This is a genomic window from Aeromonas sp. 602658, assembly GCF_049173005.1.
GTDB lineage: Bacteria > Pseudomonadota > Gammaproteobacteria > Enterobacterales > Aeromonadaceae > Aeromonas > Aeromonas veronii_A.
On sequence record NZ_JAAKRF010000017.1, the window covers coordinates 26,426 to 51,214 of the forward strand.

Here is a 24,789-nt window from a genome sequence, read left to right on the forward strand (position 1 = left end):
CTGGCGCCTTTCGCATCTGCCTTGAACCGCCGTCGCGGCTCGCGGCCAGCAATCAGTTCATGCCGTAACGCTTGAGCTTCTTGCGCAGGGTGCCACGGTTGATACCCATCATCACGGCAGCGCGAGTCTGGTTACCACGGGTGTACTGCATGATCACGTCCAGCATCGGCGCTTCGACTTCGGAGAGAACCATATCGTACAGATCAATCACTTCCTGACCGTTCAACTGGGCCAGGTAGTTACGCAGGGCCTGTTGCACAGAGTCACGCAGGGGGCGCTGGGTCGGCTCGGCAGCGTGATTGTGAGTAGTTGTTACCAATGCATCAGAAGTCAGGGTTTGTTCGAACATATTCGGTCGGCTCTTTAGTTATCTTGTTAACCTAATCCATCGAAATACGCTTCGAGTGCCTCAAGTTGCGCGTCTGCGCAATCCAGGGCATTGAAGTGCTTACGGAATTCTCGGCCCGTCTCTTCTTCATCCAGATACCAGCCCACGTGTTTACGGGCTATGCGCGCTCCCAGATATGCACCATAAAACCGGTGCAGGTTGGTTACATGCTCGTTCATCAGGGTGCGAACCTCTTCCCTCTCGGGAGGCGGCAGCTTGGTGCCCGTCTCAAGAAAATGACGGATTTCCCGGAAAATCCAGGGTCGTCCTTGCGCAGCTCGGCCGATCATCACGGCGTCGACACCGGTATAGTCGAGGACATACCGGGCTTTCTCCGGGCTGTTGATGTCACCATTGGCGACAACAGGAATCGATACGGCCTGCTTAATCGCCCTGATCGTGTCGTACTCCGCTTCGCCCTTGTAGAGGCAGGCACGGGTACGACCATGCACGGCAAGGGCCGCGATACCGCAATCTTCGGCGATTCGGGCGATCTCCACGCCATTGCGGTTATCCGGATCCCATCCTGTGCGGATCTTCAAGGTGACAGGCACCTCCACTGCATCCACCACGGCCCGGCAAATTGCTTTGACCTGATCGGGGGCGCGCAGCAGGGCAGAACCTGCCAACTTCTTATTCACTTTTTTTGCCGGACATCCCATGTTGATGTCGACGATCTGTGCGCCCTGCTCCACGTTGTAGCGGGCAGCAAACGCCATCATCTCGGGGTCGGCTCCGGCAATCTGGACCGATCGCAATCCGCCTTCTGCAGAGTGATCCATCCTCATCCGGGTTTTCTGGGTATCCCAGACATCCGGGTTGGCCAGCAGCATCTCGGAAACGGCCATGCCAGCCCCCAATCGCAAACAAAGTTCACGGAATGGTCGGTCAGTTACACCGGCCATGGGAGCCACAATCAAGGGAGTTTCAAGCGTGTGGGGACCTATCTGCATTCCACGGTTACCATCGGCTTAGGGCGGCGTATATTACGCATTTTTTAGGCAGGAGAAAAGGTTAGTATTTGAGCGTCAGCCATTTTTTTCTGAAAAAAACGTCGCGCCAAGGCTTGCAAATTCTGGAGTTATTGAAAAACGGCCAGATTGCCGGAGACTGATCGCTGTACCATTCGGGTCGGACGCCTGCATAATTGTCAGTCCACTCGCAGGCCCGCTTTGCGTTATGATAGCGGGCTTAAGTCGAGCAAATGCTCCAAACATTTATGCAACAAAAGCGGATTGGGGATCTATGACGTCAAGGTTCATTAAATCACTCTGGCCGTGTCTGATGGGGGCCGTGCTGGGGTCGGCGCAGGCGCAAACCATCAGTTTTGGCGAAGCCTGGACCCGGGTCATCCAGCAGGATGAAGGGCTGGCTGCCGAGCAGGCCGGGGTCGATCGGGCCAAGCAGTTGCGCGAGGCGGCCAAGGACATGTATCTGCCCAAGGTGGATCTGGGGGCCAGCTATACCCATCTTGATCAGCCGATTGAACTTGATGCCCTCGATCTCAATCCGCTGGCCAAGCAGAAAGATCTGATCCTAGCGCTCGGCAGCCTGTTCGGGGTCGGGGCCAACGCATTTGTCACCCCCCTGACCAAACAGAATGTGGTGACCAGCTCGGTCAAGATGCTCTGGCCGCTGTTTGCCGGTGGCCGCATCGATGCGGCGCAGGATATCCGTCAGGCGCAGGTGAGCGAGGCGCAGCAGTTGCTGGTGCTCAAGCAGCAATCCACCTTCGAGAGCCTCTCCCAGACCTATTTCGGCGTGGTGCTGGCTGCTCAGGTGGTGCAGACCAAGCAGGAGATCGAAGAGGGGCTCGCCCACCATCTGGATCATGCCAAGAAGCTGGAAGCACAGGGCCAGATCGCCAGGGTGGAGCGCCTCTCTGCCCAGTCGGCCTATGACAGAGCGCGCATCGATACCCAGAAGGCGCGCCGCAGCCTCGAGATCGCCGAACTGGCCCTCGGCCGCATGCTGAAGTTGCCAGATGCCCAGCCGGGCAGCGGCCTGTTCGTCAACAAGGATCTGCCGCGCCTCGAGGGGTTGGTGAGCCAGACCCTGGAGGTGCACCCCGGTCTCAAGCTGCTCAGCGCCAAGAAGGAGCAGGCCAAGGGGCTGATCCGGGTCGAGCAGGGCAAATATGCCCCCGAGGTGTTCCTGTTCGGCAACTACAACCTCTATGAAGATGATTCTCTCGCCTCCAAGACAGCGCCGGACTGGCTGGTGGGGGTGGGTGTCAGCATGCCGCTGGTGAGTCGCGATGGCCGTTCCGAGACGGTGCAGGCAGCCAAGAGTGCCGAGCTGCAGGTCAATCTGCTGCAGGCCAAGACTCGCGATGATCTGAAGCTGCTGGTGGAAAAGACCTGGCGCGAAGCGGCGCAGGGGCTGGAGGAGTATCAATCCCTCTCTTCCACCCAGGCGCTGGCAGAGGAGAACGTGCTGCTGCGGGACAAGGCCTTTGGGCAGGGGCTCTCTACCTCCCTTGATGTGGTGGATGCCCAAAACCAGCTGGCGGGGGTCAAGACCCAGCGCGCAGCGGCGGCCTATCAATATGTGGTGTCGCTGGCCCGCCTGCTGGCGCTCTCCGGCCAGATGAACAGTTTCAATCAATATCAGCACGGTCAGGTGATCGAGGTGAACTCATGATCGCACTCCAGCCCGTTCCTTTTTCTATTTCTGTTTCGACCGCCAAGGGTCGCCCGTTTGTCGAGGTGAAGTGATGAGCCATCCCCCCATCAAAAAGAAGATGAGCCAGGGTAAACCGCTGTTGTTGCCGCTGGTGCTGGTGATCCTGGTGGTCTGGCTGGGTTGGCGCTTCTGGCTCGCTTATCAGCCGGAGCCGGTGCATCTGCAAGGGCAGATTGAAGCGCAGCAATATTCGGTCTCCTCCAAGGTGCCGGGTCGTATCGACGAAGTGTTGGTGAAAAAGGGTGATCAGCTGACCAAGGATCAGCTGGTCTTTACCCTGGCGAGCCCCGAGATCGAAGCCAAGCTGAGCCAGGCCAAGGCCGGTGAGGCCGCTGCGGGGGCGCTGGCGCAAGAGGCAGAGAAAGGGGCCCGAGCCCAACAGATCGCTGCCGCCAAGGATCAGTGGCAAAAAGCCAAGGCTGCCGCCCAACTGCGTGGCAAGACCTATGAGCGGGTTGCCAGCCTGCACCGCGACGGTGTAATGCCGCTGCAAAAGCGAGACGAAGCCTGGACCGCCTGGCAAGCTGCCCGCTACAGCGAAGGGATGGCGTGGCAGCAATATCAGATGGCGTTGGAAGGGGCGCGGGAAGAGACCAAGATCGCCGCTCGCGAGAAGGCCAAGATGGCGGCGGGTTCTGTTGCCGAGGTTGAGGCCTATCTGGCCGATACCCGCATCACCAGCCCCCACAATGGTGAAGTGAGTCAGGTACTGCTGCGTAGCGGCGAGCTGGCGCCGCAAGGCTTCCCCGTGGTGACTCTGATCGACATGAACGATGCCTGGGCCCAGTTCCACGTTCGCGAGGATCTGCTGCCCCGCTTCCCGGTCGGTACCGAGTTTGATGCCCGCATCCCGGGCCTTGGCGATCAGATGGTACGCTTCAAGGTGACCCATGTGGCCGTGATGGGGGATTTCGCCACCTGGCGTGCCACCGATACCCGTCAGGGCTTCGATATGAAGAGCTTCCAGGTGGAGGCTCGCCCGCTGCAACCGGTTGAGGGGCTGCGGGTTGGCATGAGTGTGCTGGTTGAACTCTGATGGGACGTGAATTTCGGCTGCTGTGGCAGGATCCCTTCAGCCGTGCCCTGATGAGCTGGGTGCCGCTGCTGCTGATGGGGATCCTCTGCTGGATCTTCTCGGCAGGGCTGGCTCGCGACCTCAAGGTAGGGCTGGTGGATCTCGACCACAGCGTGCTCTCGCGCCAGCTCGCCTTCTCGCTGGATGGCTCGGCCGGGCTCAAGGTGGCGCAACAGTTTGACTCCATCGATGCCGGTGCCCGAGCCCTGCGCGGTGGCGATATCTATGCGCTGGTGGTGATCCCCAACCATCTGGAGCGGGATGCCCGTCAGGGCACCCAGCCGCAGGTGACGGTGTTCAACAACGGCCAGTTTATCCTCATCGCCAAGCTGGTCAACTCGGCGCTGGCGCAGGTGGTAGGCACCCTTAACGGTCAGGTCGGCGTGCTGGAGGCGATGGCCGATGGCAAGGCGCTGCCCGGCGCTCTCGGGCAGTCGGTGCCCATCAGCAGTCAGGTGACTGCGCTCTATAACCTCAACTCCAGCTACGCCCAATTTCTGTTGAGTGCCATTCTGCCCGCGGTGTGGCAGATCCTGGTGGTGCTGTTCGGCCTCAATGCGCTGGCCCGTACCGATCGGCTGGGGCTGGACTGGACCACGTGCGGTGTCTGGTTCGGCCTCTGGCGCACCCTGCTGCCCCACGTGCTGATTGGCTGGGGGTGGGGGATTGTCTGGACGCTGCTGCTGTTCAAGGGCTTCTCCTATCCCATGCACGGTAGCTGGTTGGTATTGCTGGTGGGGCTGGGGCTCGCCTCGGCCGCCTGCGTCACCATGGGGGCTTTTTTCTACGGCATTATCCGGGATCCGGCCCGCGCTCTGTCGCTGGCGGGGGCTTACACTGCGCCCGGTTTTGCCTTTATGGGAGTCACCTTTCCGGTGAGTGCCATGGGGGATTTCGCCCGCTTCTGGCGCAGCCTGCTGCCGGTCTCTCACTATGTCGAGCTGCAGATTGGTCAGAGCAACTACGGTCTGCCCCTCGCATCGGCGCTGCCGCAACTGGGGGCTCTGCTGCTGTTCCTGCTCCCCTTGCTGCTGGTGGTGCGCCGTTACAAGCAGCAGGCCGAGCTGGCACGTCAATCAGCCGCAGTGGCAGTCGCTGAAAAGGAGCCTGAGTGATGCTGGGATTTGTCGATCTGTTGCGCCTCGAGCTACGCACCCTGCTGGCGGATCGAGCCATCATGCTGACCCTGTTTGGCGGGGTGATCTTCTACTCGTTTCTCTATCCCCAGCCCTATCTGCATCAGCTGCCACGGGAAGAGGCGGTAGTGGTGGTCAACGACGATGGCAGTCAGTTGTCCCGTCAGCTGGAGTTTATGGCCGATGCCACGCCGCAGGTGAAGCTGGTTGCGCGGGCCAATTCGCTGGCCGAGGCGCGCCAGCTGATGATGGCCGGGGAGGTGAGCGGGATCCTGCACATCCCCAACCACTTCTATCGGGACCTGATGCTGGGCAAGAGCGTCACCCTGAGCTATGCCGGTGATGCCTCCTACTTTCTGGTCTACGGCACCATTGCCGAAGGACTGGCGCAGGCCGGTGGCACTCTCGCCGCGCAGGTGAAGGTGGCGCGGCTGCTGAGCCACGGCGAGGCGCTGCCACAAGCGGCCATGGGCTGGAATGCGGTGGCCCTCAACGTGGTGCCGGTGTTCAACCCCACCATGGGTTATGTGAACTACGTGGTGCCGGCGGTGTTCGTGCTGATCCTCCATCAGGTGTTGCTGATGGGGGCGGGGATCCTGGGGGCGACCCAGAACCAGCGCAGTTGTCGCGGTGAGCATGGTTACTGGCAAAGCGCGCCGGTGTTGCCGCTGCTGCTGGCCAGAACTCTTGTGCTGGCTGGGTTGTTCCTGCTGCCGGTGAGCTACTTCCTCGGCTTCTGCTTCGATCACTACAATATCGCTCGTCATGCAGATCCGGTGCAGCTTTGGCTGTTTGCCCTGCCGTTCCTGCTGGCCACATGTTGGTTCGGGATTGTGTTGGGTGCCCTCTTTACCCGGCGTGATCTGCCTACTCAGGTGGTTCTGATCTCCTCCCTGCCGCTGGTCTTTCTGGCGGGCTTTATCTGGCCACTGGAGCTGATCCCGGCCCCCCTCAACTGGCTGGCTCAGTGGGTGCCCACTATCCCAGCCATTGAGGGTTTTCTGCGCCTTAACCAGATGGGGGCCGACTTCGCCCAGGTTTCCCGTTACTGGTGGCAGCTGTGGGGACTGGCGCTGCTCTACGGCGTGCTGGCGTGCCTGTTGCTGCGCTGGCGGCAGCAGTCGTTGCCGGTTGCTCGCCCGTCAGTCGTGCAGGGTGAAACGACCGCCGGTTAAACGGGATAGGGCAAGCGCCCGAGAGATAGCGTGTGCGGTAAAGTGAAAACGGTCAGCCCTTGGGCTGACCGTTTTGTTATGTGGTGGGGTTAAGCGGTTTTACTGCTGCTTTAGCCACGCTGGAGCGTGGGATCCCCGATGGCGTAGATCTGCCCCACAGCAGTCTCATCCGCCAGCAGACGCAGCCCTTGGGCGGCCACATCGGCGCGGCGTACCAGTCCGTGTACCTCCTTGCCCTGACTCAGCTCGGCACGGCCGGTGGCGTCGCCATCCTGAAGGCCCGCCGGGCGCAGAATGATCCATGCGAGGGCGCTGGTCTGCAGCCAGCTCTCCGCCAGACTCTTGAGACGTACCTCGTGACCGAAGGCGGCGCGTGCCCGCTCCGGCAGATACTGCCAGCTGTCGCCACAGCCGAGGGAGGTGACCAGCAGCAGCCGTTTCAGGCCTGCCTGCTCCATGGCATCGATCACATGACGGTTGCCCTGATAGTCCACCGGCGCGGCCTGACGGAAGCTGCCCAGTGTAGATACGACCTGTGCATCTAACCCCGCCCGGGCACATGCCTGCTGCACCGCAGCCGGCTCCAGCGCATCCCCTTCGATCACCTCAACTCCCAGCGCACTCAGTTCGGTGGCCATCTCGGGGCTGCGTACCAGCGCAACGACCCGGTGACCCTGGCTCAGGGCGTGGTGAGTAAAGGCGCGGCCCAGCCCGCGGCTGGCTCCGAAAATCAGTGTGGTTGGCATAGATGAGCTCCCTTGGCAAAAGGGGCTAGCCTAGTGGCTTGTTCGTATGCTGTAAATGAGAGTTGTTTCTATTTGTGAGTCAGCAAGGAGGAGAAGGTGCGAGCCGTCAGCGACTCGCACTCTTTGAGAAGCATCAGCCGTTGTAGTTGCCGATGCTGGGGCGACGGCTGGGGCCGCTCAGGTGGATATCCACCGGATTGAACGCCTTGATCGCCTCATAGCTGAAATCACCGATCGCCTGATGCAGGGTCTGTGGTGTGTGGTTGGTGATGATGATGACGCTCTTTGACAGGTTGCGACGGCGGCGCAGCAGGTGGCCGAGGAAGCTGGACTGGCTCTCCGCCATTTTGGCGCGGTTGGCTGATACCTCATCGATGATCAGCAGGTCCACCTCTTCCAGCGCGCGGCGGTACTGGTTGCGCTCGTCCTGATCGGGGATGACGTTGAAGAACAGTCGATCGACGATGGAGGCCCACTGCTGGAAGATCACCGATTTCTGGTGACGGGCGATCAGCTCATGCGCTACCGCTCCCGCCAGGGTCGACTTGCCGGTGCCGTAGTCGCCGTAGATCAGCATGCAGCCGCCACCGCTCTTCTCCCAGTGCTCGAAACCGCTGATAAAGTAACGGGCGGTTTCGATGGGGTATTGCAGCGCCGGATCTGTGGCATCCATCTTGTCAAATACCCAGTCGGGGTTGAGGTCGGCTTGGGCGATCAGCTTCTGGATCCGCTCCTGACGGGCCGCCTTCTGCAGCTCGCGCACCTCGGCGTTGGCCTTGGCGTCGTACTCCTTGCGCAGGGTCTCGTAGTCATACTGGCCGCCACCGGTCTCTTGTTGCAGGCGACGAATGCGCTCCAGCAGGCCACCCACATGGCGGCTCAATTCCGGGTCGTGAATGCGGTGATCCTGCTTGGCCTTGGCGATCTTCTGGCGCTTGGCTTCGATCTCTTCCAGCTCCTGGCGCAGGGGATCTTGCGGGTCAGTCATGGAATGCTCCTTCTGCTCGATCAGGGATGGGTAGACAAGGGGTTGATTCTGCCTGCAGGCGGGGGCCGCTATCAATCATTATCCGGCTCCTGCTGCGCTGCGGGTTCTTGCGTCTGCTGTTGGGCCAGTCGCTTGGCCTCTTCAATCATCTGTTGGGCCCGTTTGCTGGGGCCCGCCTCTGCCGGGGCCGGCGTCACCTGCTGGTAGCCCTGCACCTCCATCGGCTTGCGACGGGTATAGCGGCGGGTCTTGAGGGCGCGAATGAACTTGAGCATCCATTGATGCTGGGAGTCGAACACCTCGGGGCGCCCCAGCCAGTAGGCGATAAACTCCCCCAGATCTTCTTCGCTATAGCTGGCATCGATCACCCCGCACAGACGGGCGAGGGCGGGCAGCTCCTCGTCCGGTCGCCATTGCAGATGCATCTGGAAGGGGCGCTCCGGCAGCGGGCTGCGCAATTTCTGGGTCAGCAGTGGCAATTGGAACGGGCACTGATGGTAGTGCTCACTCTCGGGCTGAGCCTCGACCTGCAGCAGGCCCGCCTCCATCAGTTCATCGAACAGCTCGGTGAGCTGACGGGCATTGACCTGAAACGAGAAGCCGCAGGGATCACCCGGATCGACCACTGCCAGTGCCCGACCCAGCTCGGGATAGTTGAGCCGGGCCGCCTGATTTTCCAGCACCAGTCGGCGCAGCTGCAGGGTATAGAGGCTGCGAGCCGGATGGGACAATCTGGGGTGGGCAAGGGCGCTGTATTCGGCTGGGGTCATGGTCTTCTTCACGAGCTGGAGTGGGGGGCATTATCCCCTATGGTGCTCTCCTGCACAATTCGTCACACTGCAAGTGAGTGCCCTGCATGGTCGGGTGGTGAAAATTGAGCGTACCGCGGAGCGTTGAGCAGGGAGAGCGGGATTGTGTCGATAATCCAGCAGCTTGCACTATTTTGGTATGCAGATTAGCCAATCCGGCTATTTGTGACGCAAGGCACGCGGCATTTCTGCTGATTTAGACTAGTCTTATTACTTAAATAAACAATTGACTCATAAGGTTTTTGTCAACATGCCAAAACCCGGACTGCGGATCCTGGTGGTGGAAGACGAAGCAGTTTTTCGCCATTCGTTAGTGAGTTACCTCGCGCGGGACGGGGCAACGGTGTTTCAGGCTGAGGATGGAATTGAAGGGTTGTCAGCTGCAGCGATTTATCATCCCGACGTGGTACTGTGCGATCTCAATATGCCCAATATGGATGGCCGCGAGGTAATCGCCTGTCTCTCTGCGCGCTATCCCCATATTCCGGTTATCGTCATTTCGGCCCAGAGCTCCATGGAGGCGGTCGCCAGTGCCTTGCGTGCCGGTGCTCGGGACTACCTGCTCAAGCCCCTCGAGAACTTCGCACTGGTCGATCGCAGTATCGACCAGTGCCTGAATGGGAGTTCCACGCGAGCTCAGCAGCTCGAATTGATGGCGCATATGGATTACTTCAGTGCGCATGATCGGGCTGCCAGCCGTTTGCTCGCCGGGCTGAAGCCACCGGGATTGCAGGAGTGGGGCCCCTGGCAGGTCACGTTCAAGGGGCTTGGGCACCTCTTCATTCCCGATACCTTCAAGGTGGAAGACAAGCTGCTGGTGCTGGTGATGGAGCTGCCCATCATGGGGACGGATGCAGCATTTTGCGGGGCGCTGGTGCGCTCTCTGATGAACGTGCCCTATCGCCAGTTTCAGCAGAACGAGAGCCGTTTGCTGAGCCAACCGCACCGGTTGCTCGACTACCTAAACCATCAGTTGATGGAGTCCGGGTTGCGCCACGCTTTTGCCATGGCTGCTCTGCTGTTTGATCAGCACGATGGGCTGGTATTTGCCAATGCCGGGCTCACTTCCCCCCACTGGTTGATGCGCTCGGGTGGATTACCGCTTGGTCTGATGCGCAACAGCCACTACGCTCTGCACAAACGCAGCTGGCATGAACCATTCGATCTGCAGTTTCGCAGCGACAGCGGTAGTGCGCTCAATGTGCAGGTGCGTCATCACTGAGGCTGCTTGACTAGAGACCAAAACAGACAAGGCGCCCGATGGGCGCCCTGTCTGTTGTCTACAATCCTGACAGTTTAGACGGTGGCGGAGTGTAGTTTCTTCTCTTGAGCTTGCGGCTCTTTGGCCGGGCCTTCGGCACCGTGCATCCAGTAAACCAGACGATTAGCCATGGTCAGCAGCAACAGGGCGCTCAGCACCGCAGCCAGGGCGATGCCACCGAAGATGGCGATCGGGCCGGCTTCACCAACAATGGAGCCGATAAAGCCCGCAGCATAGTTGGCGATGGCGATAAAGCCCATCCAGGCACCCATCATGAGGGAAGCCAGACGCAGCGGAGCCAGCTTGGTCACCATGGAGAGGCCGATCGGGGAGAGGCAGAGCTCGCCCAGGGTGTGGAACAGGTAAGCACCAACCAGCCAGAACATGGAGGTCTTGACGGTGTTGTCACCACCCTGCTGCAGCACGGCACCCACCATGAACAGGAAGCCGATAGCCAAGAACAGCAGACCCATGGCGAATTTCACCGGAGAGTTCGGCTCTTTCTTGCCGAGCTTGATCCAGATGGCCGCAACGACCGGCGCCAGGGTGATAATGAAGAAGGGGTTCAGGGACTGGAACCAGGCGGTCGGCACTTCGAAGCTGCCGATCATGCGGTCGGTATACTCCTGGGTGTAGAGGTTCATCAGACCACCGGCCTGCTCGAAACCGGCCCAGAAGATGATAGTGAACAGACCCAGTACCAGGATAACCTTGATGCGATCCACTTCCTGCTTGGTCAGCGGTGCTTTCTGCTCGGTAGTACGCAGGGCGGCTGCGCGCTGGGCGGCAGTGACGCGACCGATGTCACCCAGGAAACGCTGGGCCATGGTGGCCTGGATCACCAGAGAGAGCAGCATGCCGATACCGGCGCCGACGAAGGCGGCTTGCCAGCCGTAGGCGGTGGCAGCAGCACCACAGATCACGCCTGCCAGCAGGGAACCAAGGTTGATACCCATGTAGAAGATGGTGAAAGCACCATCACGGCGGTGATCGCCCTCTTCATAGAGGTCACCCACCATGGTGGAGATGTTCGGTTTGAACAGGCCGTTACCCACGATCAGCAACGCGAGGCCCGCGTAGAACATGGTGTTGACCATATCCGGGAACATGGCGTGGGGCAGTGCCAGAGTGAACTGACCTGCGGCCATCAGCACGGCACCGATCAGGATGGCGCGACGTTGACCCAGGAAGGTGTCAGCCAGCCAGCCGCCGATCAGCGGAGTGATATAAACCAGACCGGTATAGATACCGTAGAGTTTGAGGGCATCTGCCTGACTCCAGCCCAGACCGCCGTTGGCAGTCAGGTCGGTCAGATAGAGCACCAGCACGGCACGCATGCCGTAATAGGAGAATCTCTCCCACAGTTCGGTACTAAAGAGCAAAAAAAGCCCTTTAGGGTGACCTAAAAAGGTCCCTTTTGACGGGTTATTCATTGGAACTTCCACCTGTGTCTTATATTTTTTTGAGTTTTTTATGCAAGGGCGAGAAACACGCCTCAACCCTTATAGAACATGCGTGAATAAATTACAACATTATGATTTGCTGAGAGTTTATTTACTATTGATTGATTTTTTGTTGCAAAAATGAAAAAGGAGCATCATTTGATGCCCCTTGAATACGTCTATAAAAAACAGATTTATCAGCGATTACAACTGCTTGACGAACTGCTTCAGCCAGCCGATGAATTCACCATTCAGCTCGTGATGGCGCACACCATATTCCACATTGGCTTTCATGTAACCGAGCTTGCTGCCGCAGTCGTGGCTCTTGCCCTTCATGAAGTAGGCGTTGACCTGCTCCTGCTCCATCAGCATGGCGATGGCGTCAGTCAGCTGGATCTCGTCACCGGCACCGGCCGGGGTTTTCTCCAGCAGCGGCCAGATATTGGAGGAGAGGACGTAACGACCCACCACCGCCAGATTGGAGGGGGCTTCGTCACGGGGCGGCTTCTCGACAATGGCCTGCATAGGCAGGGACATCCCCTCGCTCAGGGCCTCGCCCTTGATATCGGCGATGCCGTACTTGTCCACTTCACTCTCGGGAACCGCTTCCACCATGATCTGGCTGATCTGGTTCTCTTCGAACATGTGTACCATCTCGGCCAAGTTGTCTTTTTTCGGGTCGCTGGCCACTTCATCAATCAGCACATCAGGCAGCAGCACGGCGAAGGGGTTGTCACCGATCAGCGGGCGGGCACAGAGGACAGCGTGGCCCAGCCCTTTGGCCTCCCCTTGGCGGACGTGCATAATGGTGACGTCTTTCGGGCAGATCTGTTGCACCTCTTCCAGCAGCTGACGCTTGACTCGCTTCTCGAGGGTCGCTTCCAGCTCGAAACTCTTGTCGAAGTGGTTTTCGATGGAGTTCTTGCTCGAGTGGGTGACCAGCACGATCTCTTTGATACCGGCGGCGATGGCTTCGCGCACTACGTACTGGATCAGCGGTTTGTCGACCACCGGCAGCATCTCTTTCGGGATGGCCTTGGTGGCTGGCAGCATACGGGTACCCAGACCGGCTACCGGGAGCACGGCCTTGCGAACTGTCAGAGGAGTCTTTTTCATGGAAAACTATCCAGCGGGATTAAAGTGCGGCCATGATACTCCAAGAAAAATGGGGCAGCCACAGGCTACCCCATTCGTATATGCAGAGCTCGGACGTTATTTGACGATGATCATGTCACGGTTGGCTTCCAGCGTGGCCGGGCCAATGCCATTGACATCCGCCAGCTGATCGACCGAGGTGAACTTTCCCTGTTTTTCCCGATAGTCGACGATGGCTTGTGCCTTCTTGTCACCAATCCCTTTCAGGCTGGTGAGTTCGGCAAGGGTGGCGGTATTGATATTTACCTTCCCGCTCTCAACAGCTGCGGGCGCCGCAGTTGTCTGTTTGGGAACGGTTTTATCGGCCGCCAGCACGGGTTGGTTCAACAGGGGCAAGCAGGCCAGCAACATCACTGCAGAGAGCTTCTTCATCAGCATTTCCATTCCTCCATGATGTGGATATTGCCGAGTGGCACATTGATGAATAGCGTATCGAGTGGGTCTTTTTCACTGCAATTATTGACAGGCTTGTTCCTCCTCCCAATGACTGAAAATTTGCTATAAGCAGTCAGCCTGCGCCGTTATCTATTACCAACCATATGATATTGCATGTCTTTTAAACTCTGTTTCGATCGGGCGTCACGCTGGTTTCCTAGTGTTCTGTCAGCTCCGAACTCCGATAGAACGGATAGCATTATTCTGTTACACGCCAGATTGGTGGAGTTTTTCTCTGGTTGGCAAAAGAGTACCAATAAAAAAAGCTGCTCACCTTGGGTGAGCAGCCTTTGTGATCGGTTTTTTCAGGCGGATGCTGATTAAGCTTGTTCGTCAGCCTGAGCTGCCTGGATACCGGTCAGGGCGATGGTGTAGACGATGTCGTCCACCAGGGCGCCACGGGAGAGGTCGTTGACCGGCTTGCGCATGCCTTGCAGCATCGGGCCGATGGAGACCAGGTCAGCGGAACGCTGTACCGCTTTGTAAGTGGTGTTACCAGTGTTCAGGTCAGGGAAGACGAACACGGTGGCTTTACCGGCAACCGGTGAGTTCGGTGCCTTGGACTTGGCCACGTTCTCCATGATGGCCGCGTCGTACTGCAGCGGGCCGTCGATGATGAGGTCGGGGCGCTTGGCCTTGGCCAGCTCGGTGGCTTCACGCACTTTCTCTACATCGGCACCGGCGCCAGAGGTACCGGTAGAGTAGGAGATCATGGCGACGCGCGGCTCGATACCGAACGCGGCAGCAGAGTCGGCGGACTGGATGGCGATCTCGGCCAGCTGCTCGGCAGTCGGATCCGGGTTGATCGCGCAGTCACCGTAGACCAGCACCTGGTCAGGCAGCAGCATGAAGAAGATGGAGGAGATCAGGGAAGAGCCCGGAGCGGTCTTGATGATCTGCATCGGCGGACGGATGGTGTTAGCAGTGGTGTGCACCGCGCCGGATACCAGGCCGTCAACTTCATTGCGCTCCAGCATCATGGTACCCAGTACCACGTTGTCTTCCAGCTGCTCGCGGGCAACCACTTCGGTCATGCCCTTGTTCTTGCGCAGCTCGACCAGACGCGGCACATAGCGCTCGCGCACAACGGCCGGATCGATGATCTCGACGCGATCGGTCAGAACTACACCCTGCTGTTCGGCAACGCGACGGATCTCTTCCGGGTTACCCAGCAGTACCGGACGGGCAATGCCACGCTCGGCGCAGATGGCGGCAGCCTTGATGGTGCGCGGCTCGTCGCCTTCCGGCAGCACGACACGCTTGTTGGCCTGACGGGCCAGCTCGGTCAGCTGATAACGGAACGCCGGCGGGCTCAGGCGACGGGAACGGGTAGAGCTGACGGTCAGCGACTCGATCCAGTGCTTGTCGATGTGGCCAGCGACGTAGTCCTGTACCAGCTCGATACGCTCGCGGTCATCTTCCGGAATATCGACGTTGAAGTTCTGCAGGCTGACGGCGGTCTGCCAGGTGTTGGTGCCGGTCATCATGATCGGCAGGCCGGTGGCCATGGCCTGTTGGCACAGCGCCATTACCTGCGGCTCCGGATGATAGTTACCTGTCAGCAGCAGGGCGCCCAGCTTGACGCCGTTCATGGCGGAGAGGCAGGCAGAGACGATGACGTCAGAGCGGTCGCCGGAGGTCACCAGCAGGCTGCCCGGACGGAAGTGCTCAACCATGTTGTGAATGGAGCGGGCGCAGAAGGTCACGGTCTGCAAGCGACGGCTGTCCAGCTCGCCTTTGTGCAGGATCTTGGCGGCCAGATGCTTGGCAAGATCCTTGGCGCGCGGGGCGATCAGCTGGGTGTTCCAGGGGATGCAACCCAGGATGCGCAGCGGGCTCTTGCCGAACACTTGCAGCACTTCGAGGTTGTGAGCCGCGTCAGAAGCGTGGTGATGGGCTTCGAACATCTCGGTCAGGTCAGGGCGGGTTACGCCATGCTCGTCAACCGGCGCGCCAACCTTGTTGATCACGCAACCAACAATGCGGGGGTTGTTGACACCACCGAAGTTGGAGCAGGCCAGCTCGATGCGCTCTTTCAGTTTCTGGCTGGAGTCATGGCCCGGGTGGGTCACGAATACCATGTCAGCATCCAGCGCCTTGGCGACGTCGTAGTTCAGCTTGTTGGCAAAGGGCTGCTTGTCGGTCGGCACCATACCTTCGACAACCAGCACTTCGGCACCACTGGATTTCACGTGCTCTTCGAAGCGGGCAACGATCTCTTCCAGCAGGATATCGGTGTTGCTGGAGCTGATCATGTTCTCGGCGTAGGAGAGGGTGAACGGCTCGGGCGGGTTGATGTTGGCAGCAGCGCGGATAACGGCGGTTGAGCGCTCGGCACCGGTTTCACCCGGACGCGGCTGGGCAACCGGTTTGAAGAAGCTGACATTGACACCGTGACGCTCCATGGCGCGAACAACGCCCAGACTCACGGAAGTTACGCCGACACCAGTGCCGACCGGGATAAGCATAATAGTGCGTGCCACTTTATACCCCTTGTTCATTTTTTGGGATCAGGAAAAGGCCGCCCTGTGGGCGGCCTCGAGTTACTGCGTCAATTAAGCGCCGACCAGTTCCAGCGCGTCGTGGGCGATAACCCACTCTTCGTTGGTCGGGATAACCAGGGCTTTGGTGGAACCAGCCTTGGTGATCTCGCCACCCTTGCCGAAACGAGCCTTCAGGTTGGCGTCGTGATCGACGTCAAAGCCCAGCAGACCCAGCTTGTTCAGGGTGATTTCACGGATCGGGGCGGAGTTTTCACCGATACCACCGGTGAAAACAACGGCGTCCAGACGACCGTCCATGGCGGCAGCGTAGGCGCCGATGTACTTGGCCAGGCGATAGCAGTAAACGTCCATAGCACGCTTGGCTTCTTCTTTGCTGTCGTAGTTGTCTTCAACAAAACGGCAGTCGGAGGTCACTTCAGTCAGACCCTGCAGGCCGGACTCTTTGGTCAGCATGGTGTTGATATCGGCCACGCTCATGCCCAGCTTGTCGTGCAGGAAGAAGATGATGGCCGGGTCCAGATCGCCGGAGCGGGTACCCATAACAAGGCCTTCCAGCGGGGTCAGACCCATGGAGGTATCAACGGATTTGCCGTTCTTGATGGCGCAGACGGAACCGCCGTTGCCCAGGTGGCAGTTGATGATGTTCAGCTCTTCAACCGGCTTGTTCAGCTGCTTGGCAGCTTCCAGGCTGATATAGTAGTGGCTGGTGCCGTGAGCGCCGTAGCGACGGATGCCGTTCTCTTTGTAGAGCTTGTACGGCAGGGCGTACAGGAAGGCTTCTTCCGGCATGGTCTGGTGGAACGCGGTATCGAATACGGCCACGTTCTTGTCAGCCAGCGCCGGGAATACGCGGCGAGCTTCACGGATACCGATCAGGTGAGCCGGGTTGTGCAGCGGTGCGTACGGAACGGCGGCTTCGATGCCGGCGATCACGTCGTCACAGATAACGACGGAAGAGGTGAAGCGCTCGCCACCGTGAACAACACGGTGACCGATGGCGATCAGGTTCTTGGACAGTTCCGGATTGAGCGGCAGGATCTTGTTGACGATGAAGTCCAGCGCTTCCTGGTGAGCGGCCCCCGCGCCCAGATCGGCACTGCCTTTCTCGCCATTCAGTTTCCACTTGATGCGGGCGTCGTCGAGGTTGAAGCACTCGGCCAGGCCGGACAGCAGGTCATCACCGGTGGTTGCGTCAATGACGGCAAACTTCAGGGAAGAGCTGCCACAGTTAAGAACAAGAACCAGCTTACTCATGAATAAATCCTATCGCAGATTGGGTTGTGTAGGCGGATGCGTTGGACGCGGTGCGGCCAAAAACTTTCAACTTATCCTTATGAGGGTTGGCAATCTGTTGCTTGCCCCTTGTATAGTGATACAAGACCCGAAATCCAGACGTCCCTGACAGGTCAATAGCAAGAAGCTTTTGACGCAAAAATGGGCGTACAAAGGATAACCCGATTGTTGAAAAATAACAAAGTCATCCTCAACCTTTGTTACTTTGCATCAAATTTTGTCGAGGTTTTGCCGTTAGTACGTTCAAAAAGCGCTCGGAGGTAGTATGAGCATGAACATTTTTGGAACTAAGTTACAGCAAGGCCGCCATTATATGACGCTTTGGCCGCGCCGTCCCGAGCTCAATTCGATGTTTCCTGAAAATCGGGTGATCAAGGCGACCGAGTTCGCCCTCAAGGTGATCCCCGCGCTGGCGGTGCTGAGCGTGATGCTGCAGTTCCAGTTTGGCGAGCTGCACTACTGGCCTTCCGTCATCACCTCGGTGCTGTTTTTGCTCAGTTTGCCGCTGCAGGGTTACTACTGGCTCGGCCAGCGTGCCGACACCCGCTTACCCCCGTCGCTGGCGAGCTGGTATCGGGAGATCAACGGCAAGATGAACGAGCAGGGTGGCCGTCGTCAGCTGGTGTCACAACCGCGCTATGAAGAATTGGCCGATACCCTCAAGGCCGCCTTCCAGCAGCTCGATAAATCCTTTCTCTACGAATAACCCGTTTCTGATACAAAAAGGCGCCAGTGGCGCCTTTTTGTTGTCTGGTGGGCTGCCATCAGGCAGCCAGCACTTTGCGGATCTCTTGTATGGAGAGCTTGTACTGACGCGGGCACTGACGCCACACCTGCAGCATCCGCTGGTATTTGTCGCGCATGGCGATGTCGCTGGAGAGCTCGTCGCACGGGCACTTGAGCTCGGGGAAGCGCTTGTCCACCTCCAGCAGGAAGCAGACGTAGTCAGCCAGTTCACGCTCCTGGCTGCGGCTGTAGCCGTTGAACTCCAGCCGACTGGCATTGATCTCGCCCTGATCGGCGGCATCCAGATTACCCCATGAGATGGCCAGTGCGTGGTGCAGCTCAAGGGTGTCGATCACCTCCTGGCAGGTCGCCAGATCCAGATGGCCGAAGCTCTTCTCCAGCTCGAGGATCTGCAGGCAGTAGCCGCGCTCGATGATGGTGCTGGCGCGCTGGTAGACGTCCGCTTTCTCCGGATTGAGTTTCGCCAGAATTTCGTACTGGTTGCTCAGGATCAAACGCTCAGTGTTGCTCATGTTCATGGGATATCTCGCTGGAAGATGATTCTGGGGCCACGTTAACCCATATATAAAATGAATTTTTTGATCTGGGCGGGGGAGTTGGTGAGAAAAATCCGCTGGCAAGGGGCGGCTGAGCAGACGAAAAAGGCCTGCATGGCAGGCCTTTCAATAACGCAGGGGAGGATTATCCCTTGAGGAAATCCAGTACCACCTGATGGTGATCGCTGGTTTTGAACTTGTCGAAGTGGTGGGCAATCTTGCCCTCTTCGTCGATGAGGAAGCTCTGACGGTGAATGCCGTCATACTCTTTGCCCATGAACTTCTTCGGGCCCCAGACGCCAAAGGCATCGGCGACGGCGTGGTCTTCATCAGCCAGCAGGGTGAAGTTGAGCTGGTCCCGCTCTTCGAACTTTTTCAGCCGTTTGGCCGGATCCGGGCTGATGCCAAGTATCACCACATTGAGGGCGGCCAGCTCGGTGTTCACATCGCGCAGGCTGCAGGCCTGGGTGGTGCAGCCGGGGGTCATCGCCTTGGGGTAGAAATAGACCAGCACCTTCTTGCCGCGCAGGCCAGCGAGGCTGACCTGATTGCCATTCTGGTCGGGCAGGGAGAAATCGGGGGCGGGGCTGCCAGCTTGTAGTGGTTGCATGGGGTCTCCTCGGGTAAAACGCCCTCAGGCGTGTTTGCGATTGACGATAAACTCGAACGATTCGGCACCCAGTTGACGACAGAATTCGGCGAAGGCGGTTTGCGAACCTTCTACTTCACCCTCTCTGGCCAGATTGAGCTGAAAACTGATCTTCAGCAGGTTGAATGGCTGCTGCTCCAGGGTCATGGATTGCATCGCCTGAATGTTCCAGCCATGTTCGCTGAAGAACTGGGTGCACTGGCTTACGATGCCGGGCTCGTCGCGGATCAACAGGTCGGCACTGGCGCGGACGTCATACTGCAGGGACTGGTGGCGCTCGGTGCGTTTCATCATGGTGATGAGATCCCACTCCTGGCTACGCAGGGGCAGGCTGATTTCGAGTTGCATCATGCTGTTCCAGTCGCCCGAGAGCAGCATGATAAAGGTAAATTCATTGCCGAAGATGCCAAGGCGGCTGTCCACAATGTTGCAACCACAGCCACTGACGTGGCGGGTCACTTCATTGACGATGCCAGGCCTGTCCGTGCCGATGGCCGTTACGACCAGGTAGTGAGTCATAAATCTTCTCTCGTCCGTTATTTCGTTGCGAAAGCCGCGCTGGCAAGCCAACCCTCCGGCCCTGATGACCACTCCCTGAGGGACGCTGCCGACTTTCGTCCATTGCTTTTTGTTCCGGATGGTATCACGGCTTGCCCCCTCTCTCCCTTGTTTTTCAAAGGGGTCAGCTTTACCATTACGCCCCTGAAAATCGGGAGAAAAGTCCATGTTACGCGGTAGTATTGTTGCGCTCGTTACCCCCATGCTGGCTTCAGGTGAAGTCGATTGGGCCAGTCTGGCCAAACTGGTTGGCTATCATGTCAGCGCCGGGACCAGCGCCATTGTTGCGGTGGGTACCACGGGGGAATCGGTGACCCTGAGCGAGCAGGAGCATATCGCCGTCGTTGAAAAGACCGTTGAGTATGCCGCCGGACGCATTCCCGTCATCGCCGGTTGCGGCTCCAACAATACCGCCCATGCCATTGAATTGGCAAAGCGACTGGCCAAAACCGGCGTGGTGGCGGGTCTCTCGGTGACACCTTACTACAACAAGCCCACTCAGGAAGGTCTCTATCGCCACTATTGTGCGATCGCCGAGGCTAGTGGTCTGCCCCAAATTCTTTATAATGTGCCCGGTCGCACCTGTTGCGATCTCAAACCGGAGACAGTGGCCCGTCTGGCCAAGGTTCCCGGCATTATCGGTTTGAAAGAGGCAACCGGCGATTTGAGCCGCACCCCGCTGCTGCGCGAGCTGTGCGGGCCGGAGTTTGCTCTCTACAGTGGCGACGATGCCACTGGTTGTGATTTTATGCTGCAAGGTGGCGATGGCGTGATTTCGGTCACCACCAATATTGCAGCGGCCCAGATGGCCGACATGTGTCGTGCTGCGCTGGCCGGTGATGCCGGGCAGGCGCATGACATCAACAATCTCTTGATGCCGTTGCACAAGACTCTGTTCTGCGAACCGAGTCCCACCCCGGTGAAATGGGCCTGTGCCCAACTGGGGTTGATTGCAACAGCCACCTTGCGCCTGCCGCTGGTTGACCTCACCCCCGAGGGCGAACAGCTGATGGCGCGAGCACTGACCACAGCGGAGTTGATGGCGAGTGTTTAAATCTAATGGAAAGGGAAATAGAGCCCGTCTGGTGCTGAGCGTTGCGACTGTGGCCGTCTTGGCCGGTTGCAGCACTCCCCAGGATCGCAAAATGGCCAACCGCGACTTCGGTTATGAAGATGCCCGCCTCGAGGGCCGCGCGTTCTTGATCCCCGCAGGATTGAGTGCCCCCACCTTCAACAGCCAGTACGACATCCCGCCGCTTCCCGAGAGCAGCCGTGAAGGTGCCCTCGGCGCCCAGGTCGATGTGCGCCCGCCCGCCCAACTGCTGACCGTGGTACCGGGCAGTCAGGTGGTGCAGAGCGCAACCGAACCGACCGTAGCCTTCTATGCCCTGAGCACCAGCCAGAGCGTGGAGCGCGATACCTGGTCATTCCTGATGAACTTCCTGGCCAAATACAAGGTCACCACCGAGAAGCTGGATCAGCAGGATGGCGTCTTGCAGACCGGCTGGTTTGACAACACGGTCGCCCTCGATGGTTGGGGTGAAGATGACGAAGACTTCAAAATCCGTCAGCGTTACCAGTTCACCGTACGCAACGATGCCCAGCGCCACGCCGTCAACATGTCGGTCCGGGTGCTGGATCACGAAGAGACCATCGACGGCGAGACCAGCAACAAGCTGACCCCTGCCGATGCCCAGCGCTATGCCGCGCGAGTGCTGAACCAGTTCTCTCTCTATTACGACAGCCAGCTGAAAGCCCGCGAGCAGCACAAGTCCAACGATGGCATGGGTCTGCAACTGGGTCTGGACAACAACGAGCTGAGCGCCTGGATTGCCGAAGGCTCCTTTGATCAGGTGTGGCGTCGCCTCAACCAGGTACTGCCCGCTTACGGTTTCACCATCAAGGATACCCAGCAGTCTCTGGGCTGGATCGACGTCGAGTACGAAGAGCCGGGTGCCGAGTTCTGGAAGGCGAAAGGGAGCGAGCCGTTCAAACTGGAGGAGGAGAAATACCGCTTCCAGCTTGGCGAAATGGCGGGAGGCAAGACCTCCATCACCCTGTTCGACAAGGACAAGAAGCCGGTATCGTCCGGGGTTATCTCCCAGATGTATATCAGCCTGTCCGAGGCGTTCGCCAAGGGGCTGGCCGATCAGGCAGCAGCAAAAGCAGAATAAATACAGGGGCCTTGTGCCCCTGTTTTGTTATTAAAATCCCCCTGAAAACGCGGGGATTCCGAGCGGTTTTCGATGATGCGAGCCCCTTGCCAGCCCGTTGCAAACAGAGCGCGCAGGTGAGGAACTCGCGATGTTTACCCCCCACAAACAGGAAGTGTTATTAGCCATGAGTCTTGCAGATCAAGTATTGGCGGTGAATGACGATTTGCCGATCCGTACCGATAAACCTGTCCATTCCGGCAAAGTGCGCAGCGTCTACTGGTTGACCCCCGAAGACAGTGCCCGGCTCATAAAAGAGAAAGGCTATGATGTGCCGGCCGATGCGCCCCTCGCCCTCATGGTGATCAGCGATCGCATCTCGGCCTTCGATTGCATCTGGCAAGGTGTGGATGGCCTGAACGGCGTACCGGGCAAAGGGGCTGCGCTCAATGCCATCTCCAGCCACTGGTTCAAGCTGTTCAAGGAGAAGGGACTGGCCGACAGCCACATTCTGGATATTCCGCACCCCTTCGTCTGGATTGTGCAAAAAGCCCGTCCGGTGATGATCGAGGCGATTGCCCGCCAGTACATCACCGGCTCCATGTGGCGTGCTTACAAGGATGGCGAGCGCGAGTTCTGCGGCATCACCCTGCCGGAAGGGCTGAAAAAGGATCAGAAACTGCCGGAGATCCTCATCACTCCCTCCACCAAGGGCGTACTGAAAGGGCTGGATGGCGTGCCGGAAGCCGATGACGTCAACGTTTCCCGTGCCGATATCGAGCGCCACTACAAGGGCTTCAACTTCAGCAAGCTGGCCGACATCGACCGTTACGAAGTGCTGCTCAAAGAGGGCTTCAACGTCATCAGCGACGCGCTGGCCGGGCTGGATCAGATCTTCGTCGATACCAAGTTCGAGTTTGGTTACGTCCACGATGCTGCGGGCAACGAGAAGCTGATCTACATGGACGAAGTGGGCACCCCCGACAGCTCCCGTATCTGGGATGGCGCGGCCCTGCGCGATGGCCAGATTGTCGAGAAGTCCAAAGAGGGTTTCCGTCAGTGGCTGCTCAACCACTTTCCGGATCCGGACATCCTGCTCAACAAGAACCGCATGCCGGAACGTTTTGCCCTGGCCCGCGACAACAAGCTGCCGACCGAGGTGATGATGGATATCTCCAACACTTATGTCGGGATCGCCGAGAAGATCATCGGCCACAAGCTGGCGCGTTCTGCCAATCCCAAGCAGGAGATCATCGAGGTGCTGCGCGATCAGTACGGTCTGATCGACTAAGGGTTGCTCTCTTTTTTTGTCGCCAACAAACAAACGTTTGCTGTTGGCGATGGAGAGAGGCAGAGAAACAGACGGGCCCCATTGCGGGGCCCGTTTTTATTGCTGGTCTGGCGGTTAGCGGGCGGCGATCAGCCGTTCACTCTGAACACCTGACCGGTCTGGATGCCCAACACCGACTTTTTGTAAGCCTGCGCTACCTTGGCGGCGGGCACCGGCAGGAACCCCGGGAAGAAGTCGGCGTATTTGTCCATCGACTCCTCCAGCACGGTAGGGCTCACCACATTGATGCGAAGGCCCCTTGGCAGCTCGCAGGCAGCCGCTTTCACAAAGTGATCGATGGCGCCGTTGACTGTGCTGGCGCTCACGCCCCAGTTGATCGGCTCTTCGCTCAGGATGCCGCTGATCAGGGTGATGGAACCTTTGTCGCTCAGGTGGGGGATAGCGGCACGGGTCAGGTTGATCTGGCCCATCAGCTTGCTCTGAAGCCCCACCTGCCACTGCTCGTCGGTCATCTCGGTCAGGCCGTTGAAGGCCACACTGCCGCAGGCGACGACCAGCGCATCAAACTGGCCCACCTGGGCAAACAGCGCCTTGATGGAGGCGGGATCGCGCATATCGACCGTGGCATCACCACGGCTGTGGCCGACCCGGATCACCTGATGATCTTTGGCAAGCAGTTCACTGACAGCGGAGCCGACGGTGCCGGAGGCACCCACAATCACAATTTTCATCTGCATCACTCCTGGTTGGGATGTATCAATTCTAGCGCAACAGAAAATGCGAAAAAGCGCGTAAAATAAACCCATTGTTTCCATATTGGAGCTAATGATGGATATCGCCCATCTGGCCAGCTTTTATGAAGTGGTGCTGCGCGGCAGTTTCTCGGCCGCCGCCGATGCACTGGGGGTCAGCAAGGGGATGCTGAGTCGCCATGTCAGCGCGCTGGAGTCCTCCCTCAATGCGCAACTGTTGCAACGCACCACCCGCCGCCTCAGCCTGACCGAGGCGGGCAAGACCCTTTACCAGCAGGCGGGGGAGATCTTCGCGCTGGCGCGGCAAGCGGAGCAGGATATTCAGGCGCTGACCGAAGAGGATGGCGGCCGCCTGCGCTTTACCTGCCCGGTCAGCACCGGCGATCGCATGGTGAGCGAGCTGCTGGCCAGCTTTGCCGTGCTCTGCCCGAGAGTGGAGGTGGAGCTCAACTTCACCAACCAGATGGTCGACATGAGTCAGGGGGAGAACGATATCGCCCTGCGCGCCATGAACGAGGTGCCGGACAATCTGGTCGCACTTCCTCTTGGCCGACTCAAGGATGTGGTGGTGGCGAGCCCCGCGCTGGTGGCGCGCGAGGGGCGTCTTGCCACTCCCTATGAGCTGAGCGGGCGCAGCTGCCTGTTGCAGGGGCACAATCCGGCCTGGGAGCAGTGGCACTTTATCCGTGAGGGGGAAGAGGCCCACATTCTGGTGCAGGGCAAGGTGCGGGCCAACCACTACAGTACCGTGTTGCAACTGGCGCGTGCCGGTATGGGCTATGCCAAGTGCCCGCTGATGCTGGTGGAATCGCTGCTGACGGCGGGGGAGCTGGTGACCGTGCTAGATGAGTGGCAGAGCGGGCTGCATCAGCTTCATGTGCTGCATGCCCAGCAGCGGCGGGTGCCGCGCAAGATCCGGCTGTTCAAGCAGGTGTTGGCCCAGTGGTTTGCCGAGCGACCCCACTACCTGCTCTGAGCGGCGTTATTTTTCTGTCATCTTCGGCTGCTACC

At 59.0% G+C, this 24,789-nt stretch carries 24 protein-coding genes; 10 read left to right on the forward strand and 14 right to left on the reverse strand.

Translation table 11 applies throughout. The annotated features are described in order from the left end of the window. Positions 1-52: 52 nt before the first annotated feature. Both fis and dusB read right to left on the reverse strand, forming a co-directional pair. The gene (gene fis, locus G5253_RS13105; protein ID WP_005309538.1) at positions 53-349 is read right to left on the reverse strand and encodes a DNA-binding transcriptional regulator Fis; all 297 of its coding nucleotides are present in this window, start codon (positions 347-349) and stop codon (positions 53-55) included. 26 nt (positions 350-375) lie between these two features. Next, positions 376-1,341 (reverse strand): tRNA dihydrouridine synthase DusB, encoded by a 966-nt coding sequence (dusB, locus tag G5253_RS13110; protein WP_019445016.1) that lies wholly within the window; start codon positions 1,339-1,341, stop codon positions 376-378. A gap of 292 nt (positions 1,342-1,633) precedes the next feature. Here dusB and G5253_RS13115 point away from each other — a divergent pair, with 292 nt between their 5' ends. The 4 genes from G5253_RS13115 (at position 1,634) to G5253_RS13130 (ending at position 6,459) form a co-directional block, all read left to right on the forward strand. Beyond that, positions 1,634-3,031: a TolC family protein gene (locus G5253_RS13115; RefSeq protein WP_206900477.1), complete on the forward strand. Its 1,398-nt coding sequence runs from the start codon at positions 1,634-1,636 to the stop codon at positions 3,029-3,031. 73 nt (positions 3,032-3,104) lie between these two features. After that, positions 3,105-4,109 carry an HlyD family secretion protein gene (locus G5253_RS13120; protein WP_421203471.1) on the forward strand — a complete coding sequence of 335 codons (1,005 nt, stop codon included), beginning with the start codon at positions 3,105-3,107 and terminating at the stop codon, positions 4,107-4,109. Further along, positions 4,109-5,263, forward strand: a complete 1,155-nt coding sequence (locus G5253_RS13125) for an ABC transporter permease (RefSeq protein WP_216952906.1) — start codon at positions 4,109-4,111, stop codon at positions 5,261-5,263. The genes G5253_RS13120 and G5253_RS13125 overlap by 1 nt, the downstream gene beginning before the upstream one ends. Continuing rightward, positions 5,263-6,459: an ABC transporter permease gene (locus G5253_RS13130; protein WP_421203473.1), complete on the forward strand. Its 1,197-nt coding sequence runs from the start codon at positions 5,263-5,265 to the stop codon at positions 6,457-6,459. The genes G5253_RS13125 and G5253_RS13130 overlap by 1 nt, the downstream gene beginning before the upstream one ends. Before the next feature lie 110 nt (positions 6,460-6,569). On the opposite strand, the gene G5253_RS13135 is transcribed toward G5253_RS13130, so the two are convergent. From G5253_RS13135 to G5253_RS13145, 3 genes are all read right to left on the reverse strand, one after another. After that, positions 6,570-7,205 (reverse strand): SDR family oxidoreductase, encoded by a 636-nt coding sequence (locus G5253_RS13135; protein ID WP_216952908.1) that lies wholly within the window; start codon positions 7,203-7,205, stop codon positions 6,570-6,572. A 133-nt stretch (positions 7,206-7,338) separates the two neighbouring features. After that, positions 7,339-8,193 (reverse strand): DnaA ATPase domain-containing protein, encoded by an 855-nt coding sequence (locus tag G5253_RS13140; RefSeq protein ID WP_019445022.1) that lies wholly within the window; start codon positions 8,191-8,193, stop codon positions 7,339-7,341. A gap of 71 nt (positions 8,194-8,264) precedes the next feature. After that, positions 8,265-8,963, reverse strand: a complete 699-nt coding sequence (locus tag G5253_RS13145; protein WP_421203476.1) for a DnaT-like ssDNA-binding domain-containing protein — start codon at positions 8,961-8,963, stop codon at positions 8,265-8,267. Between the two features lie 289 nt (positions 8,964-9,252). Between G5253_RS13145 and G5253_RS13150 the strand changes: the two genes are divergently transcribed. Continuing rightward, complete coding sequence (locus G5253_RS13150) at positions 9,253-10,224, forward strand: response regulator (protein ID WP_421203478.1); 972 nt, start codon at positions 9,253-9,255, stop codon at positions 10,222-10,224. A 74-nt stretch (positions 10,225-10,298) separates the two neighbouring features. On the opposite strand, the gene G5253_RS13155 is transcribed toward G5253_RS13150, so the two are convergent. From G5253_RS13155 to G5253_RS13175, 5 genes are all read right to left on the reverse strand, one after another. Beyond that, a complete protein-coding gene (locus tag G5253_RS13155; RefSeq protein WP_139399050.1) occupies positions 10,299-11,696 on the reverse strand; it encodes a peptide MFS transporter in 1,398 nt (465 codons plus the stop codon). 213 nt (positions 11,697-11,909) lie between these two features. After that, positions 11,910-12,821, reverse strand: a complete 912-nt coding sequence (gene galU, locus G5253_RS13160) for a UTP--glucose-1-phosphate uridylyltransferase GalU (RefSeq protein ID WP_005339121.1) — start codon at positions 12,819-12,821, stop codon at positions 11,910-11,912. Between the two features lie 96 nt (positions 12,822-12,917). Continuing rightward, positions 12,918-13,238 carry a ComEA family DNA-binding protein gene (locus G5253_RS13165; protein ID WP_216952910.1) on the reverse strand — a complete coding sequence of 107 codons (321 nt, stop codon included), beginning with the start codon at positions 13,236-13,238 and terminating at the stop codon, positions 12,918-12,920. A gap of 377 nt (positions 13,239-13,615) precedes the next feature. Next, complete coding sequence (pta, locus tag G5253_RS13170; protein ID WP_005339119.1) at positions 13,616-15,796, reverse strand: phosphate acetyltransferase; 2,181 nt, start codon at positions 15,794-15,796, stop codon at positions 13,616-13,618. Positions 15,797-15,850: 54 nt separating this feature from the next. Next, complete coding sequence (locus G5253_RS13175; RefSeq protein ID WP_040065015.1) at positions 15,851-17,053, reverse strand: acetate kinase; 1,203 nt, start codon at positions 17,051-17,053, stop codon at positions 15,851-15,853. 304 nt (positions 17,054-17,357) lie between these two features. On the opposite strand from G5253_RS13175, the gene yfbV reads away from it, so the two are divergent. After that, positions 17,358-17,798 (forward strand): terminus macrodomain insulation protein YfbV, encoded by a 441-nt coding sequence (gene yfbV / locus G5253_RS13180; RefSeq protein WP_005339116.1) that lies wholly within the window; start codon positions 17,358-17,360, stop codon positions 17,796-17,798. Between the two features lie 58 nt (positions 17,799-17,856). Here yfbV and G5253_RS13185 read toward each other — a convergent pair whose 3' ends face one another. The 3 genes from G5253_RS13185 to G5253_RS13195 form a co-directional block, all read right to left on the reverse strand. Beyond that, positions 17,857-18,357 (reverse strand): YfbU family protein, encoded by a 501-nt coding sequence (locus tag G5253_RS13185; protein WP_005341125.1) that lies wholly within the window; start codon positions 18,355-18,357, stop codon positions 17,857-17,859. A gap of 163 nt (positions 18,358-18,520) precedes the next feature. Continuing rightward, positions 18,521-18,985 (reverse strand): thioredoxin-dependent thiol peroxidase, encoded by a 465-nt coding sequence (bcp, locus tag G5253_RS13190; RefSeq protein ID WP_100654492.1) that lies wholly within the window; start codon positions 18,983-18,985, stop codon positions 18,521-18,523. A 24-nt stretch (positions 18,986-19,009) separates the two neighbouring features. Beyond that, a complete protein-coding gene (locus G5253_RS13195) occupies positions 19,010-19,543 on the reverse strand; it encodes a glycine cleavage system protein R (protein WP_005349229.1) in 534 nt (177 codons plus the stop codon). Positions 19,544-19,748: 205 nt separating this feature from the next. Between G5253_RS13195 and dapA the strand changes: the two genes are divergently transcribed. The 3 genes from dapA to G5253_RS13210 all read left to right on the forward strand — a co-directional run bounded on the left by dapA (position 19,749) and on the right by G5253_RS13210 (position 23,026). Then, complete coding sequence (gene dapA / locus G5253_RS13200; RefSeq protein WP_421203481.1) at positions 19,749-20,636, forward strand: 4-hydroxy-tetrahydrodipicolinate synthase; 888 nt, start codon at positions 19,749-19,751, stop codon at positions 20,634-20,636. Beyond that, positions 20,629-21,756: an outer membrane protein assembly factor BamC gene (bamC, locus tag G5253_RS13205; RefSeq protein WP_005349235.1), complete on the forward strand. Its 1,128-nt coding sequence runs from the start codon at positions 20,629-20,631 to the stop codon at positions 21,754-21,756. The genes dapA and bamC overlap by 8 nt, the downstream gene beginning before the upstream one ends. Positions 21,757-21,922: 166 nt before the next feature. Further along, on the forward strand, positions 21,923-23,026 hold the full coding sequence (locus tag G5253_RS13210) for a phosphoribosylaminoimidazolesuccinocarboxamide synthase (protein WP_368225469.1): 1,104 nt from the start codon (positions 21,923-21,925) through the stop codon (positions 23,024-23,026). A gap of 128 nt (positions 23,027-23,154) precedes the next feature. Here G5253_RS13210 and G5253_RS13215 read toward each other — a convergent pair whose 3' ends face one another. Next, positions 23,155-23,757 (reverse strand): short chain dehydrogenase, encoded by a 603-nt coding sequence (locus G5253_RS13215; protein ID WP_421203484.1) that lies wholly within the window; start codon positions 23,755-23,757, stop codon positions 23,155-23,157. A 97-nt stretch (positions 23,758-23,854) separates the two neighbouring features. Here G5253_RS13215 and G5253_RS13220 point away from each other — a divergent pair, with 97 nt between their 5' ends. Next, on the forward strand, positions 23,855-24,754 hold the full coding sequence (locus G5253_RS13220; RefSeq protein ID WP_421203486.1) for a LysR family transcriptional regulator: 900 nt from the start codon (positions 23,855-23,857) through the stop codon (positions 24,752-24,754). The last annotated feature ends 35 nt before the right edge of the window (positions 24,755-24,789 follow it).

What these genes read in the sequence shown, in the direction of transcription:
- fis (WP_005309538.1), bottom strand. Translation starts at nt 349, where the DNA reads ATGTTCGAACAAACCCTGACTTCTGATGCATTGGTAACAACTACTCAC.
- dusB (WP_019445016.1), bottom strand. Translation starts at nt 1,341, where the DNA reads ATGCAGATAGGTCCCCACACGCTTGAAACTCCCTTGATTGTGGCTCCC.
- G5253_RS13115 (WP_206900477.1), top strand. Translation starts at nt 1,634, where the DNA reads ATGACGTCAAGGTTCATTAAATCACTCTGGCCGTGTCTGATGGGGGCC.
- G5253_RS13120 (WP_421203471.1), top strand. Translation starts at nt 3,105, where the DNA reads ATGAGCCATCCCCCCATCAAAAAGAAGATGAGCCAGGGTAAACCGCTG.
- G5253_RS13125 (WP_216952906.1), top strand. Translation starts at nt 4,109, where the DNA reads ATGGGACGTGAATTTCGGCTGCTGTGGCAGGATCCCTTCAGCCGTGCC.
- G5253_RS13130 (WP_421203473.1), top strand. Translation starts at nt 5,263, where the DNA reads ATGCTGGGATTTGTCGATCTGTTGCGCCTCGAGCTACGCACCCTGCTG.
- G5253_RS13135 (WP_216952908.1), bottom strand. Translation starts at nt 7,205, where the DNA reads ATGCCAACCACACTGATTTTCGGAGCCAGCCGCGGGCTGGGCCGCGCC.
- G5253_RS13140 (WP_019445022.1), bottom strand. Translation starts at nt 8,193, where the DNA reads ATGACTGACCCGCAAGATCCCCTGCGCCAGGAGCTGGAAGAGATCGAA.
- G5253_RS13145 (WP_421203476.1), bottom strand. Translation starts at nt 8,963, where the DNA reads ATGACCCCAGCCGAATACAGCGCCCTTGCCCACCCCAGATTGTCCCAT.
- G5253_RS13150 (WP_421203478.1), top strand. Translation starts at nt 9,253, where the DNA reads ATGCCAAAACCCGGACTGCGGATCCTGGTGGTGGAAGACGAAGCAGTT.
- G5253_RS13155 (WP_139399050.1), bottom strand. Translation starts at nt 11,696, where the DNA reads ATGAATAACCCGTCAAAAGGGACCTTTTTAGGTCACCCTAAAGGGCTT.
- galU (WP_005339121.1), bottom strand. Translation starts at nt 12,821, where the DNA reads ATGAAAAAGACTCCTCTGACAGTTCGCAAGGCCGTGCTCCCGGTAGCC.
- G5253_RS13165 (WP_216952910.1), bottom strand. Translation starts at nt 13,238, where the DNA reads ATGCTGATGAAGAAGCTCTCTGCAGTGATGTTGCTGGCCTGCTTGCCC.
- pta (WP_005339119.1), bottom strand. Translation starts at nt 15,796, where the DNA reads ATGAACAAGGGGTATAAAGTGGCACGCACTATTATGCTTATCCCGGTC.
- G5253_RS13175 (WP_040065015.1), bottom strand. Translation starts at nt 17,053, where the DNA reads ATGAGTAAGCTGGTTCTTGTTCTTAACTGTGGCAGCTCTTCCCTGAAG.
- yfbV (WP_005339116.1), top strand. Translation starts at nt 17,358, where the DNA reads ATGAGCATGAACATTTTTGGAACTAAGTTACAGCAAGGCCGCCATTAT.
- G5253_RS13185 (WP_005341125.1), bottom strand. Translation starts at nt 18,357, where the DNA reads ATGAACATGAGCAACACTGAGCGTTTGATCCTGAGCAACCAGTACGAA.
- bcp (WP_100654492.1), bottom strand. Translation starts at nt 18,985, where the DNA reads ATGCAACCACTACAAGCTGGCAGCCCCGCCCCCGATTTCTCCCTGCCC.
- G5253_RS13195 (WP_005349229.1), bottom strand. Translation starts at nt 19,543, where the DNA reads ATGACTCACTACCTGGTCGTAACGGCCATCGGCACGGACAGGCCTGGC.
- dapA (WP_421203481.1), top strand. Translation starts at nt 19,749, where the DNA reads ATGTTACGCGGTAGTATTGTTGCGCTCGTTACCCCCATGCTGGCTTCA.
- G5253_RS13210 (WP_368225469.1), top strand. Translation starts at nt 21,923, where the DNA reads ATGAGTCTTGCAGATCAAGTATTGGCGGTGAATGACGATTTGCCGATC.
- G5253_RS13215 (WP_421203484.1), bottom strand. Translation starts at nt 23,757, where the DNA reads ATGAAAATTGTGATTGTGGGTGCCTCCGGCACCGTCGGCTCCGCTGTC.
- G5253_RS13220 (WP_421203486.1), top strand. Translation starts at nt 23,855, where the DNA reads ATGGATATCGCCCATCTGGCCAGCTTTTATGAAGTGGTGCTGCGCGGC.